At 49.3% G+C, this 14,283-nt stretch carries 11 protein-coding genes; 7 read left to right on the forward strand and 4 right to left on the reverse strand.

The genetic code is table 11. The annotated features are described in order from the left end of the window. The first annotated feature begins 255 nt into the window (after positions 1-255). The 5 genes from E2B99_RS12295 (at position 256) to E2B99_RS12315 (ending at position 9,254) form a co-directional block, all read left to right on the forward strand. On the forward strand, positions 256-813 hold the full coding sequence (locus E2B99_RS12295) for a DUF2946 domain-containing protein (RefSeq protein ID WP_134245310.1): 558 nt from the start codon (positions 256-258) through the stop codon (positions 811-813). Positions 814-1,169: 356 nt separating this feature from the next. After that, complete coding sequence (locus tag E2B99_RS12300; RefSeq protein ID WP_430981484.1) at positions 1,170-3,260, forward strand: TonB-dependent receptor domain-containing protein; 2,091 nt, start codon at positions 1,170-1,172, stop codon at positions 3,258-3,260. Between the two features lie 360 nt (positions 3,261-3,620). Continuing rightward, positions 3,621-4,790, forward strand: a complete 1,170-nt coding sequence (locus E2B99_RS12305) for a type III PLP-dependent enzyme (protein WP_240687828.1) — start codon at positions 3,621-3,623, stop codon at positions 4,788-4,790. A 148-nt stretch (positions 4,791-4,938) separates the two neighbouring features. Next, entirely contained in the window at positions 4,939-6,597 is a 1,659-nt protein-coding gene (locus tag E2B99_RS12310) for a GMC family oxidoreductase (RefSeq protein ID WP_134245316.1), read from the forward strand. 257 nt (positions 6,598-6,854) lie between these two features. Then, positions 6,855-9,254, forward strand: a complete 2,400-nt coding sequence (locus tag E2B99_RS12315) for a YgiQ family radical SAM protein (RefSeq protein WP_134245318.1) — start codon at positions 6,855-6,857, stop codon at positions 9,252-9,254. 55 nt (positions 9,255-9,309) lie between these two features. Here E2B99_RS12315 and E2B99_RS12320 read toward each other — a convergent pair whose 3' ends face one another. From E2B99_RS12320 to E2B99_RS12330, 3 genes are all read right to left on the reverse strand, one after another. After that, the gene (locus tag E2B99_RS12320; protein WP_430981482.1) at positions 9,310-9,915 is read right to left on the reverse strand and encodes a glutathione S-transferase family protein; all 606 of its coding nucleotides are present in this window, start codon (positions 9,913-9,915) and stop codon (positions 9,310-9,312) included. A gap of 53 nt (positions 9,916-9,968) precedes the next feature. Next, positions 9,969-10,667, reverse strand: a complete 699-nt coding sequence (locus E2B99_RS12325) for a helix-turn-helix transcriptional regulator (protein ID WP_134245320.1) — start codon at positions 10,665-10,667, stop codon at positions 9,969-9,971. Between the two features lie 286 nt (positions 10,668-10,953). Continuing rightward, entirely contained in the window at positions 10,954-11,193 is a 240-nt protein-coding gene (locus tag E2B99_RS12330) for a hypothetical protein (protein ID WP_134245322.1), read from the reverse strand. A 226-nt stretch (positions 11,194-11,419) separates the two neighbouring features. Here E2B99_RS12330 and E2B99_RS12335 point away from each other — a divergent pair, with 226 nt between their 5' ends. Continuing rightward, on the forward strand, positions 11,420-12,019 hold the full coding sequence (locus E2B99_RS12335; RefSeq protein WP_134245461.1) for a DUF4385 domain-containing protein: 600 nt from the start codon (positions 11,420-11,422) through the stop codon (positions 12,017-12,019). Positions 12,020-12,302: 283 nt separating this feature from the next. Then, complete coding sequence (locus E2B99_RS12340; protein ID WP_134245323.1) at positions 12,303-12,674, forward strand: hypothetical protein; 372 nt, start codon at positions 12,303-12,305, stop codon at positions 12,672-12,674. 29 nt (positions 12,675-12,703) lie between these two features. On the opposite strand, the gene mdtD is transcribed toward E2B99_RS12340, so the two are convergent. Further along, positions 12,704-14,269, reverse strand: a complete 1,566-nt coding sequence (gene mdtD, locus E2B99_RS12345; protein WP_134245325.1) for a multidrug transporter subunit MdtD — start codon at positions 14,267-14,269, stop codon at positions 12,704-12,706. Positions 14,270-14,283: the final 14 nt, after the last annotated feature.

A 14,283-nucleotide genomic window follows, 5' to 3' on the forward strand; every position in this document is an offset into this window, starting at 1 on the left:
AAAATAATCAGGCTGGTGTGCACTGAATATTTAAACCATGCCTGTTTAAATGATGTTTAACCGATTTATTAAAATCAGGCTGTTAATTTTTGTTTTGTATCATTTGATTATATAAGTGGGTTGGTGAATAAACAGAATCAGCTGATATAAATAAAAGCAGATCAGTTTTAAATTGATTAAATTAAAACCGTTTAAAAATAGACAAATTTTTTTTTGAGGTTAAACTAGGCTCACTTGATAAATCATGAGATGGTCGTGCAGCGACAACATGTCGGCTTAATACTGGGTTTAATAGCCTGGTGTATGCAGCTGGTGGTTTTTGTCCAGCCATTTTTACCGGGTCATAGCGTACCTGGTTTTGGTGTTTGTCAGATCATTATCGATGCGTTTGGCTCCTCTCTTTCTGGACAGGCTGCTTCCCACGCGCAAGGTCAGTCGCATAGCCAATCCGGGAATGTGTTGGCTGTTCAAGCTCAGCAATCTCAATACCGTCAGCTTCAATATCATCAGTCTCAACAGCGCCAGTCATTTCAGCATGATTCGCCTCCACATCAGCATGCAATGGCTGATGCGATGGCTGGGTCAGCAGCGCCAGTCCACACGGTAGACCATCACTTTAGCCATTTGTCCTGTGGCTTTTGTACGCTGTATGGGCATGCCATTCCACCGCCTGATTTGCAGCCTTTCTGGTCTGCTGCTGCCTTAACGGTTTACGTCACTTTACCGCGCTTTTACTATGCTGCGATTCCTGCCTTAACACCTGATTATATTACTCCGCAAAGTCGCGCCCCGCCGCCTGATTATATTGCCTAGCGGTATCACTAAAATTTTATTTAAATAAACTGCTTTTTATAATGAATATAAAAGGTGTGGTGATTATTTATTAAAATTTTATAACTCAAAATTATTGGTTAATATATTCTGGATTAATGATGACTCATTTTAATCAGCCGAGCAGCACTATATCTTTATCAAATTCGATAGTTTTAAATAACCCTGCTTTAAAACTGTCAACCATGGCATTATCAGTGGCCTGTATTGTCTATACAGGATTTCATGGCAATCTGGCCCATGCCGAAACCTCACCTGCGGCTACAGATAATGTGGTCACACTGCCGTCTGAACTGCCATCTGATCAGGTTGCTGCGTCTGACGAACGGAGCAGTACGATGTCATCTGCGGCCATTCCAGACTGCCATCACGAAAGTATGCACAGCGGGCGTACGGGTCAAAACTGTGAGCTGGCCCCGATTGTGGTGACGGCCAGCAATCCGCAAAACAGTCAGGCGTACCTGATTCAGGCTGATCCCAAGCAGCCGATTCAGCCCGTACCTGCCACCGATGGCGCCGATTATCTCAAGCACATTGCCGGTTTTAATGCCATTCGTAATGGCGGCACCAATGGTGACCCGGTGTTTCGGGGTATGTTTGGCTCACGCCTGAAAATATTAACCAATGGCAGCGAAATGCTGGGTGCTTGTCCGGCACGGATGGACGCGCCAACTTCCTATATTTCCCCGCAAAACTTTGATGAAATTACCGTGGTTAAAGGCCCGCAAACTGTCTTGTTTGGTGCGGCTTCAGCGGCCACCGTGAATTTTGCTCGTATACCGGAACGCCTTACAGGGGACACTATCACTGGGCAGGCCAGCGCCACCGCTGCATCCAACCAGCGCTTTGACAATGACTTTGAAACCATTTTGGGCAACCAGCAGGGTTCTATTCGCCTGAATGCCAACACCTCACGGTCGGATGACTACAAGGATGGCAATGGTAAAAAAGTGCCGGCCCAGTGGCGCAAGTGGAATGCAGACCTGAGTGCCACTTACACACCCACCGATGACAGCTGGATTGAACTGAGCGCGGGCAAGGGCGATGGCGAAGCTCGTTATGCAGGCCGCAGCATGGATGGCAGCCAGTTTTTACGTGAAAGTGTGGGCGTGCGTTTTGCCCAGAACAACCTGTTGCCGTGGCTGCAAAAGCTGGAAGGGCAGGTCAACTATAACAATGCCGACCATGTGATGGACAATTTTACCTTGCGCACACCCAGCCCCATGGATATGGGCGGTGAGCATGAGCATACTTCTGGTGTCATGGATGGCATGGACGGCATGGATGATTCAGATGGCATGGGCAATATGGATTCGGCCATGGCCATGGAATTGGCGCGCAAAACCATCAGTGGCCGTCTGGCGGTTACCCTGAACTGGCTGGATTACACCCTGGTGAGCGGTCTGGATGCCAGCCACAGCGAACACAAGGGTCGTATGGGCGGACAATATACCTATAAAGATGCAGTATGGGACAAGGATGCCGAGTTTGAACAAACCGGAATTTTTGCCGAACTCAGCAAACCATTGGGTGAAACCCGCAAAATTATTACCGGCCTGCGCATCGACCAGCATGAGGTCAAATATCTGGCTCGTGATGCCGCCACCAATGCCTATCCCACACCTTATGGCAAAACCCGTCGTGAAACCCTGCCCAGCGGATTTATCCGGCTGGAAAACAGCTGGCCTGATCAAAACCTGAATGGCTATGTGGGCGTGGGGCATGTTGAACGCATGCCGGATTACTGGGAGCTGTTTAGCCCGGTACATAGCGGCAGCACTAGTGCCTTTTTGGGCGTTAAGCCGGAACAAACCACGCAGCTGGACTTGGGCTTAACCCATCGTGCCGGGCCATGGTCAAGCTGGATTTCTGCCTATGCTGGCCGGATTAACAACTTTATCCTGATCAGCTATCACCAGCATGCAGGCCATGCAGGCAAGAGTGCTGGGGCTAAAAATATTGATGCCAGCATTGCCGGTGCAGAAGCCGGAACAAGTTATCAATTCACGGATAACCTAATTGCCGACCTGAATGTGGCGTATGGCTGGGGCCGTAACGAGACTGACAACCGGCCGTTGCCACAAATTGCCCCGCTGGATGCCCGCATTGGACTGACCTACCAGCAGGAGCAGTTAAGTGTCGGCGCCTTGCTGCGTCTGGTAGACCGGCAGGATCGGGTGGCGCTCAATCAGGGCAATATTGTGGGCTATGACCTCGGCAAAAGTAGCGGTTTTGGGGTGTTTTCCGTTAATGCCGCCTATCAGTTTAATCCCCTGCTGAACCTAAGCATTGGCGTGGATAACCTGCTCGATAAAGCCTATAGCGAACACCTGAACCGTGCAGGTAATTCAGCCTTTGGTTATGCCGCTACCGAAATCATCAACGAAATGGGGAGAAACTTCTGGGCAAAGGTAACAATTAAGTATTAATTGCTGCCGTGTCATCAGCTTGTCCCAAAAAATAAATAAACTGGCAGGATACCGCCAAAGTATTGAAACGGTGCAGGGAAGGCACCGTTTTTGCCCCTGTAAAAGCAGCGGAAAAATGCTGTTAAAAATGCCTGAAAATTGCTGGCCAAAGGTCTTGTAACGCTGCATAAATACAGGCAAAATCCGCGCTTTACAGGCTGTGTTCTAAAACACTTGAGGCAGCGTGTTAAGATAGTTAAATGATTCGTTAGTACTGTGTTGTTTTACTTGAACCTTTTCAGTAAACCCGACATAGTAAAAACTCTTCGCGGCCTAACCATTGGCTACTTTTTGTTTTTCTAATCGCCGAGTTAAATGCCCATGCGCCTTGAAAACTACTGTTCACCCGAAGAATGGGAAAAAATTCAGGAATTCTCCAAAGACAAGGAGACTCCATTCCTGGTGGTGGACCTGGAAGTTATTCGCCAAAAATATCAGGAACTGGCGACCTGTTTTCCGACTGCCAAAGTGCATTATGCCCTGAAGGCAAATCCGGGCGCTCCAGTGGTTAACCTGCTGCGTGAACTGGGTTCAAATTTTGATATTGCCTCCATTTTTGAACTCAACCGCGTACTGGAATGTGGTGTAGAGCCAGACCGTATTTCCTACGGCAACACCATCAAAAAAGCCGCGCATGTGAAGTATGCCTATGACAAGGGCGTGCGCCTGTTTGCCACCGATTCCAAGGCGGATTTGCAAAATATTGCAGATCAGGCGCCGGGCTCCAAGATTTTTGTGCGTATTCTGGTAGAAGGCGGTGAAACGGCTGAGTGGCCATTGTCACGCAAGTTTGGCTGCCACCCGGACATGGCGATTGACCTGTTGGTACAGGCCAAAAATCTGGGTCTGGTGCCTTATGGCATTTCATTCCATGTGGGCAGTCAGCAAAAAGACATCGCGGTATGGGATGCTGCCTTGTCCAAAGTTAAATACATGTTTGACTGGATGAAGTTTGAAGAAGGCGTTTCCCTCAAAATGATTAATATGGGCGGTGGTTTCCCAGCCAACTATATTTCTGAGGTTAACCCGATCCAGATTTATGCTGAAGAAATCTTGCGTTACCTGCATGATGACCACGGTGATGACCTGCCGGAGATTATTCTGGAACCGGGTCGTTCGCTGGTGGGTGAATCAGGTGTGCTGGTGTCTGAAGTGGTACTGATTTCGCGCAAATCCCGTACTGACTTGAACCGCTGGGTGTATCTGGATGTTGGTCTGTTCCAGGGCTTGATTGAAACACTGGGCGAAGCGATTAAATATCCAATTTATACGCCAAAAATGGAAGAAAAAGTTCAGGAAGGTACTGTGGTACTGGCTGGCCCAACCTGTGATTCTACCGATATCATGTATGAAAACTCGCACTACCAATTGCCATTGAATCTGGCAGTGGGTGACCGGGTTTACTGGTTAACCACAGGTGCTTATACCAATTCGTATTCTTCGGTTGAGTTTAATGGCTTTCCGCCTTTAGCTACTTATTATCTGGATTGATTTCCTGGAATGTTAAAAAGCCGTGTCGATTGATGCGGCTTTTTTATGGAGATTTTTTATTCAATGTTTTAATCAATTATAAAAATTAAAGTATTTACTCTAAAAAAGTAGCATAATTAAAATTCTAATAATAAGGAAAGGATGCAACATGACTCAGTCGGTCTATGATTTTGTCATTATCGGTGGTGGTTCAGCAGGCTGCGTGCTGGCTGGCCGCCTCTCGGAAGACCCCAATGTGTCGGTGTGCCTGCTGGAAGCCGGTGGCAATGGCAACAACTGGATGGTCAACACGCCTGCTGCTGCGGTGCTCAGTATTCCCACGCGCCTGAACAACTGGGCCTTTGAAACCATTGCTCAGCCCGGCTTGAATGGCCGTAAGGGTTATCAGCCACGTGGTAAGGGACTGGGCGGCTGCTCGGCCATTAATGCCATGGTATATGTGCGTGGTCACCGCGATGACTACGACCAGTGGGCAGCACTGGGCAATACCGGCTGGTCATACGATGAAGTATTACCCTACTTTAAAAAATCCGAGCACAACGAGCGCATTAATAACGAATACCACGGCCAGCATGGGCCATTGAATGTGTGCGACCTGCAAACTGACAATCCCCTGCAGCAAACCTACTTGCAGGCTGCCGAGCAGGCTGGTTATCCCTTAAATGATGACTTTAATGGCGCTACGCAGGAAGGGCTGGGCGTGTATCAGGTGACCCAGAAAAATGGGGAACGCTGGAGTGCTGCCCGTGCTTATTTACTGCCGCATCTGGGCCAGCGTCCCAACCTGCACGTGATTACGCAAGCTTCGGCTACCCGCATTTTAATTGAAAACAACCGCGCCACTGGGGTTGAATACCGCCAGCAGAAAAAACTGCATACCGTGCAGGCGCGCTGTGAAGTGCTGCTATCGGCCGGGGCATTTCAGTCGCCACAAATCCTGATGCTATCCGGGATTGGCGCGCGTGCCGAACTGGAGCAGCATGGCATCAAGGTTATTAAGGATTTGCCAGGTGTGGGCAAAAACCTGCACGACCACCCCGACTTTATTTTTGGCTATAAGGTCAAACTGATTGGCGGCACATTTGGCCTGTCACCTGCTGGCACGTTTGACCTGATGAAACAATTGCGTTTGTATCGCAGCAATCGCCGTGGCCTGATTTCCACCAATTTTGCCGAGTGTGGCGGCTTCTTAAAAACCCGGCCGGAGCTGGACAAGCCCAACCTGCAACTGCATTTTGTGGTGGCGCTGGTGGATAACCATGCACGCACCATGCATGGCGGTCATGGCATTTCCTGTCATGTCTGTCTGCTCAATCCACGCAGTCGCGGTTCGGTGAAAATTAGCGGACCAAGCATCGATGATCCGATCCTGATTGACTTCAAGTTTCTGGAAGATGAACAGGACATGCAGGACATGGTGGATGGTTTCAAGGTCACCAAAAAACTGATGGATGCCCCGGCATTTGCCCCCATCATCAAGCAGGATATTTTTTCCGGCCATGTGAAAACCGATGATGACATTCGTGCGCTGTTACGCCAGCGGGTTGATACCGTGTATCATCCGGTAGGCAGCTGCAAGATGGGTATTGACGGCATGGCAGTGGTTGATCCTGAGCTGAAAGTATACGGCATTGAAGGCCTGCGCGTGGTAGATGCCTCGGTAATGCCAAACGTAGTGAATGGCAATACCAATGCACCAACCATCATGATTGCAGAAAAAGCCGTGGACATGATTCGGGCAAGCCATCAGGCAACATTTGCTGAGGATGCGGATAAGGTGAGTATTGCTGAAGTGGTGTATGCCTGATGATTGAGATATGACCATTATGGTTATAAGCCATGCTATTGACCGGGTATTCAATACCTTAATAATTTAGCTCCCGGTCAATAGAGTTATGCGAATGTCATAGAATAAAAATTGTACGATTCCTAATCAACAATACAATTCATGCTAAAATGAGCGGTTCTCACGTTTGCTTTATTTCTTTGCCTGGAAAATGGCAGCCTGTTTAGCAAGCCCGTTTTACTGCGCAAGTCCAATTTGCCGTTCAAAGAGCCGCCAGCATGTCTACCGCTTATAAAGATATTGATACCCCAACCCGGTTGTTTGATTACAACAAGCATTGGGCATCATGTTTTGAGCCTGCCCCGTTTTTGCCGATGTCACGTCTTGAGATGGATGCATTGGGCTGGGATGCGTGCGACTTTATTATCATTTGTGGTGATGCCTATGTGGATCATCCGTCATTTTGTTCGGGCATTATTGGGCGGACGTTAGAAGCGCAAGGCTTTCGGGTAGGCATTATTGCCCAGCCGGACTGGACATCAGCCGAGGCCTTCAAGGCACTGGGCAAGCCAGTGTATGCCTATGGTGTTACTGCTGGCAACATGGATTCCATGATCAACCGCTATACGGCTGACCGCAAGATTCGTTCGGATGATGCCTATTCACCGGGCAATGTACCTAACAAGCGCCCAGATCGGGCGGCAATTGTCTATTCGCAGCGTTGCCGCGAGGCTTATCCTGATGTGCCTGTATTGCTGGGCGGGATTGAAGGCAGTCTGCGACGCATTGCGCATTATGATTACTGGTCGGACAAGGTGCGCCGCTCCATTTTGATGGATGCCAAGGCCGATTTATTGATGTATGGCAATGGTGAACGTTCCATTGTTGAGGTGCTACATCGCTTGGCCAAGGGCGAGAACATCAAGGACATTACCGATGTGCGCGGTACGGCATTTATTTTGAATAAAAACGGCAAGCAGGCCAAGAAAGACTTTATTGAAATTGCCAGTAATGACGTAGATAGCATTGGCCGCGTTGACCCGATTATTAACCCGTATGTGATGACGGAAGACCTTGCTGGTTGCGACCTGGAAAATGGAAAAGGGGAGCAAAAGAAGGATTCTGTGAGCCAGTATCAGGGGTTTACCAAAGAACCAGTGGCGAATCCCATTGTGCGTGAAGGCACGCAACTTGATGCCGATACGCAAATTGTGCAACTTAAAGCAGCGCCCAGCAAAGCCATTAAGCATAAGCTACCACCGCGTGAGCTGTCGGTGATTCGCCTGCCGGATTTTGAGCAGGTCGCCAATGACCCCGTGCTCTATGCACATGCTAATCGCATTTTGCATCTGGAAACCAATCCCGGCAATGCCCGTGCCTTGGTACAACGGCATGGTGACCGCGATGTATGGATCAATCCACCGCCGATTCCACTCACCACTGAAGAAATGGATTACGTGTTTGACATGCCTTATGCGCGTTTGCCGCATCCGGCCTATGGCGATGCCCGCATTCCGGCGTTTGACATGATCAAGTTTTCGGTCAACATCATGCGTGGCTGTTTTGGCGGTTGCACCTTTTGTTCGATTACCGAGCATGAAGGCCGTATTATCCAGAACCGTTCGGAAGAATCCATTTTACGGGAAGTGGAAAAAATCCGTGACACCGCACCGCAGTTTACTGGCGTGATTTCCGATTTGGGTGGCCCAACCGCCAATATGTACCGGTTGGCCTGTAAAGACCCGCAAATTGAAAAAAACTGCCGCAAGCCATCCTGTGTATATCCAGGTGTGTGTGATAACCTGCATACCGATCATGCACCACTCACCCAGCTTTACCGTAAGGCACGCGCCATTAAAGGCATCAAGAAAATCCTGATTGGTTCCGGCCTGCGCTATGATTTGGCAGTATTGAATCCTGAATATGTGCGTGAACTGGTGACCCATCATGTGGGGGGTTATCTTAAAATTGCGCCGGAACATACCGAAGAAAATGCCCTATCCAAAATGATGAAACCGGGCATTGGCACGTATGACCGCTTTAAGCAAATGTTTGACCGCTTTAGCAAGGAAGCCGGCAAGGAACAATACCTGATTCCGTATTTTATTGCCGCGCATCCGGGCACCACCGACTACGACATGATGAACCTGGCCATCTGGCTGAAGAAAAACGGGTTCCGTGCCGATCAGGTACAGACCTTTTATCCAAGTCCAATGGCAACCGCCACCACCATGTACCACACCTTAAAGAATCCGCTGCGCAAGGTATCGCGCCATTCTGAAACCGTGGATATTGTGAAAGGTGAAAAACGCCGCCGCTTACACAAGGCGTTCTTGCGTTATCATGATCCTAACAACTGGCCATTGTTGCGTGAAGCCCTAAAAAGCATGGGCCGCAGTGACCTGATTGGCAACAGCAAGCAGCACCTCATTCCGACCTATCAGCCGCAAGGTACGGAAGGCGAATACAACTCAGCCCGTAAGAAAAACTCCAGTGTGGCAGGCGATTCGCAAAAGCGCAGTCATTCCCAGCCACGTAGTACGCCATCAAGCCAAACTAAGCGTCCCCAAAAGGGCCAGATCCTGACCCAGCATACGGGTCTGCCACCGCGCGAGCAAAAAGACAGGGATCAGGATCATAAAACCCGTCCGGCCAGAACCAAGCAAAGAGCGCGTTAATTTCCAGCACAAATCTAAAAAAGGACTCCAATGAGTCCTTTTTTACGGTCTGGTTTTAGGAGTTGGGCGCAAAAGCCGCCTGAAAGCTGGGACGCTGTTTCAGGTTATCGGTATAGCGTAAAATGACGGGATGCGGTTCAAGGCGCTGAAAGCTAAGCATATACATTAGATGTGAGCCAACAAACACATCAGCAGCAGTAAATTGCTCGCCACACAAATAGGGATTTGCTTCACTTAAGCCACTGATTAACGCATGCAAGGCGGTTTCATAGTTACCATAACCGACAAAACCTTCCTGCTCTTTGGAGGGTGTGGCGCCCAGGACCTGATCAGTGGTGGCCATTGACCACGGGCCAGCCACCATAAACAGCCAGCGATAATACAGGCCGCGCTTGGGATCATTCAGTGCAGGGGCCAGCCCTTTGTCGGCATATTTATCCGCCAGATAGGCACAAATGGCCGCTAATTCATAAATGACCACCTCGCCATCCACCAGCGCGGGTACTTTACCAAACGGGTTAATTGCCAGATATTCAGGCGCTTTCATGCTGGTGCCATATTCCAGTTGCACCCGCTCACAATCAATTCCCAGCTCTGCCAGCATAATGTCAACCACACGGCTACGTGATTCTGGATGGGTATAAAATGTCATTTGACTCATTGTTGGTTTTCCTTGCTGTTGTTGTCTGTCCTGCATCATAAGCTGTCGTTGTGTCAGTTTCTGTCAGCAGTGATGGTAATGCGCTGGCTGATGCACCATTGTTGAAATAACTGTTTTTTATACGATGGATAATATTCATCAATCACTTTGCAGGCCTGTACCCGATCCAGCCGGAAATGCCGGAAATCACCGCGCAGCTCACACCAGGCGGCCAGGATCATCTTGTCGTTAAAATAACCAATAGTAAATGGCCAGACCATGCGCTCCCCTTGCTGTCCGGCTTCATTTTCATAACTAATGTGCAGCTTTTTTTGCTGGCGCGTGGCCAGCCGGATGCAGGCCACAATGTCCTGATTCACCGGCAACCATTGATTGATGGCATACAGCGTGGTTTGCTCAAACAGGCGCTGCTGCGGTTCAGGCAAGATAGCTTGCAGTTTAGCCAGAATGGACGTTGCGGCCTGTTTCAACGGATCATCCGGTAAATGGGCCACCCAGCGCGTACCCAGAATCAGGGCTTCAATTTCGTTTTCAGTCCACATCATCGGCGGCAGGAAAAAACCGGTTTGTAGCTGAAAGCCCAGGCCTGCTTCGCCAGCAATATTGGCGCCCTGATGTTTAAGTGTTTCAATATCGCGGTAAATGGTGCGCACGCTTACATCCAGCCGATGAGCCAGCGTTTCCGCAGTGACCGGAAAGTGATGTTCCCGCAGCAATTGAAGAAGTTGAAGCAGGCGCTGGCTACGGTTCATGGTCTGTATACAGGGGCAAAGAATAAAATTGAATAGTTATAGCATTGTTTTCTAAGAATTTAGAAGGCTATTCTGATGTATTGGCAATCCCATAATTAAGGCTATTACCGCTGGACAGTTGCTTATGGATAATAAATCAACCTGCCATAAAAATGAAAAAATCCCAATAGGGATGTAGAAAAATGCGTTTGGGATTTTAATCTGAATCTGGTGATTGCGTGTAGTAATCGATAAAAATTTAGCCAGTTTTTTAATGATTCAACATAATTTAAAACCAGCTTACGCACTAGGCTAGGGCACAAGTGGTAAGGCTGGTTAATTGCGCCTGATAAAACTTCTGGCGTTGCTGCAGTTCCTGAATGCGCTGCTGTAGCGTATGGCGTGATGCCTGCTGATGGAATTCATTCAGCTTTTTATTAAGTATACGGATTTCCTGCACACAGCGGACTTGCAGCTTATACAGTCGTTCCCGATACACTTCCGGATTTTCAGCCTTGGCCAATTGGCTGCTCACATCAATACTCATGATTTCACCTCTTGAATGATCACAGGGTTTTTTGAGCCTTATTTTTAGCAAAGGCATATGACGGTCTGGTGACAGCTTGCAAAATCAGTCCAGAAATTGCGCACTGAAATGTAAAAAAATATCACCAGCCAGTTGCCCAATTTCAACCAAGCCCGTACAGCCGCCTGCATGAATTGCGTCACAATCAACTTAGTGAACGTCCAGTATTGCCGGGAGATTGCCCATGATGCATGCCAACAGATCAGCCAGCACTGCACAAGCTGCCAAGTCCGGCAAAAATCAGGTGCCACGCCGTGCTGCGCGGGTACACTCAAACAGCTTTGATTACAGTCTGGATTTTAAGCAAATTGATTTTCGCCAGCATCCTGAACTGTACCGGGTAGGCCGGGGTGAGCAGGGCGTGTTACTGGTGGAACCATATAAGTCAGAGATTTTGCCGCATTGGCGTTTTGCCGATGAGGACAAGGCACGGCTGAGCAGTGAAAAGATCTTTGAGCTGTTTTTAAATTATCTGGACAATGATGACTTTGTTGGGGCCGACATGGCGCGCAAGTTCCTGCAAATGGGTTACACCCGGGCGCGGCGTTATGCCAACCACAAAGGCGGCAAAAAATATGATGGCCCGGTACCGGATGATAAAAAAGGCTTAAGTGGGGCGCATGGCCGTGATGAATTGCCACGCACCCCGGAAGACCCAGTCAAGGCTGCGGCTGCGCGAATTTTTAAGGCCAAGTGGGATGAAGCCAAAGTACATCCGCGTTATCTTGCGCTTAAGCAGCAATTTGAGCAGCAGGTGCAGTCAGGCACTTTCAATGGCAAGGCCTGAAAAACAGGGCTGTGCTTTTGCTGTATTAATGGGCAGGGCTGAAAAAATCTGGTGCAGGCTGGTGATATTACCTTAATCCTGCTCCTGAAAATGCATTGTTAAAAAAAGCCGTTAAGCGTTAGGGAGCAGATTGAATTCTTAAGCCTGAGTGCATTGTCCGGCGGGTCCTTAAGTTTGGCTTACTTATTGCTTTAGGGTAATGAGTCCAATAAGGAAAGAGGGATACCCGGTTTTGCGGCCCGGTAAGCCTTTTGATGCCAGCCATGCTTGAGGAAACAATAGAATGAAAAACAGTTTTGGGCACAATGATTATGTGAATGCGGAATTTTTTTCACTGGCCAGCCAGTTGTATGTGCGCTTACGCCGTCAGCAGGGGCGGGTAATTGACAGTGTATATATGACCCAGAATCAGGATTATGCACTGGAAATCCTGCGGCTGGCGCGGATTGATGCCGATGCCGATATGGCAGGATTGATCCAGCGTATTGAGCGGTTCGTTCCGGCTGCGGTCACTGAAATTCCCGTATTACAGGAAAGAGTGAGTCGTGCTACTGAACAGGGCAGCAGTGCCTCAAGCGTGTATTTCTCTGCTGGAAGTGAAGACAAATATGCACAGCAGGAAGTACCGCATCATTATATTGGCGCGTTGCGTTAAGCCTGTAACCCCATAATTATAATGCTGGCTTAGGATGATTCAGGCAATCCTACTTCGGCTTGTTCCTGCCGTTTGCATTGTTTGTCTTCCGGCTCAAGCTGCCAGAAAATCCAGGTGGCAGCCATGGTCATGGCGCCCATACAAATAAAGGTGGCATGGAAAGCACTCAGCACATTGGCTTGAGAGTGCAGGGTTTGATAATGCGCGGTAAAACCGGACAGGATTGCCCCGGCTGCTGCTACCCCCAGACTCATGGACAGCATCATAATCATTGAAAGCAGGCTATTGCCGCTACTGGCATGGCGCTGTTCCAGATCTTTCAGGGTGAGAGTATTCATGGCGGTAAACTGCACCGAGTTAAACATGCCAAATACAAAGAAATGTATGGCTTTTAACCAGGTGGGCTGGTCGGCAGGAATCAGCGCAAAACTGGCAATGCCCAGACCTACAATTAACGTGTTGCTGACCAGCACGCGCCGGTAGCCAATGCGCTGGATTAACGGCGTGATAATCCGCTTAACCGTCATGGCACCCAGAATCAGCGGCATCATCATCAGGCCTGCCTCTACCGGGCTATAGCCCAGTGCCAGTTGCAGCATCAGCGGCATTAAAAAAGGAATGGAACCACCGCCAAGCCGGGCAAACAGGTTGCCAAAAATACCAATACTAAAGGTGCGGTTTTGAAACAAATCAGCCCGAAACAGCGCATTGCTGTGCTTATGCGCATGAAAGCCATAACCGACCACGGCGGCAATACCCATGATCAGCAAAATAAGCATCACGGCCACCATGCTATGATCGGACAGGCCATCCAGTGCCAGCGACAAACACACCATACCGACTACCAGCAACACATAGCCACTTATATCAAAGCTGGGGACAGCCGGATTTTTTAATACCGGCATCACGCGCAGGGTTAACAGTGCCCCAATGATGCCAATGGGCAGGTTAATCAAGAAAATCCAGTGCCAGCTGGCCACTTCCACCAGCCAGCCGCCCAGTGCCGGGCCAACCAGTGGGCCAATCAACCCCGGAATGGTAATAAAGCTCATGGCTGCCAGAAACTGGGGTCGCGGCACAATCCGCAAAATGGCCAGCCGCCCAACGGGCAGCAGCATGGCACCGCCCACGCCCTGTAATACCCGCGCCGCAATCAGCTGGTTCAGGTTTTGCGACAGGGCACAAAATAACGATGCCAGCGAAAAAATCACAATGGCACCCAAAAAGGCATAGCGGATGCCAATACGGTCTGCCAGCCAGCCACTGGCCGGAATCACTGCTGCCACCGACAATACATAGGCCACCACCACGGATTGCATTTGCAGCGGACTTTCCCCTAAATTCTGTGCAATGCTGGGCAGGGCAGTATTTACAATCGTGGAATCCAGCGACTGCATAAAAAAGCCCAGCGCCACCAGCCACAGCAGGGTTTTATAATCAGGATCAACCTTGATTGGCGACTGCACTGGCTGACTCGAAGATGCGGCAGGAATAGAATTGGCCACAAGCGACCTCACAGGCAACAGGCTGAAGCAAAGCCAGCTCAAATCAAACGAAATAAAAAGCCAAGAACAATAGGGGCAGCGATGTCTCATAAGAAATAGGCCCC

The organism is Alkanindiges illinoisensis (genome assembly GCF_004377485.1).
GTDB classification, from domain to species: domain Bacteria; phylum Pseudomonadota; class Gammaproteobacteria; order Pseudomonadales; family Moraxellaceae; genus Alkanindiges; species Alkanindiges illinoisensis_A.

Bases quoted from the DNA above. Each gene is read 5' to 3' on its own strand.
- E2B99_RS12305 (WP_240687828.1), top strand. From the start codon at position 3,621: ATGCGCCTTGAAAACTACTGTTCACCCGAAGAATGGGAAAAAATTCAG.
- E2B99_RS12315 (WP_134245318.1), top strand. From the start codon at position 6,855: ATGTCTACCGCTTATAAAGATATTGATACCCCAACCCGGTTGTTTGAT.
- mdtD (WP_134245325.1), bottom strand. From the start codon at position 14,269: ATGAGACATCGCTGCCCCTATTGTTCTTGGCTTTTTATTTCGTTTGAT.
- E2B99_RS12320 (WP_430981482.1), bottom strand. From the start codon at position 9,915: ATGAGTCAAATGACATTTTATACCCATCCAGAATCACGTAGCCGTGTG.
- E2B99_RS12340 (WP_134245323.1), top strand. From the start codon at position 12,303: ATGAAAAACAGTTTTGGGCACAATGATTATGTGAATGCGGAATTTTTT.
- E2B99_RS12335 (WP_134245461.1), top strand. From the start codon at position 11,420: ATGCATGCCAACAGATCAGCCAGCACTGCACAAGCTGCCAAGTCCGGC.
- E2B99_RS12310 (WP_134245316.1), top strand. From the start codon at position 4,939: ATGACTCAGTCGGTCTATGATTTTGTCATTATCGGTGGTGGTTCAGCA.
- E2B99_RS12300 (WP_430981484.1), top strand. From the start codon at position 1,170: ATGTCATCTGCGGCCATTCCAGACTGCCATCACGAAAGTATGCACAGC.
- E2B99_RS12325 (WP_134245320.1), bottom strand. From the start codon at position 10,667: ATGAACCGTAGCCAGCGCCTGCTTCAACTTCTTCAATTGCTGCGGGAA.
- E2B99_RS12330 (WP_134245322.1), bottom strand. From the start codon at position 11,193: ATGAGTATTGATGTGAGCAGCCAATTGGCCAAGGCTGAAAATCCGGAA.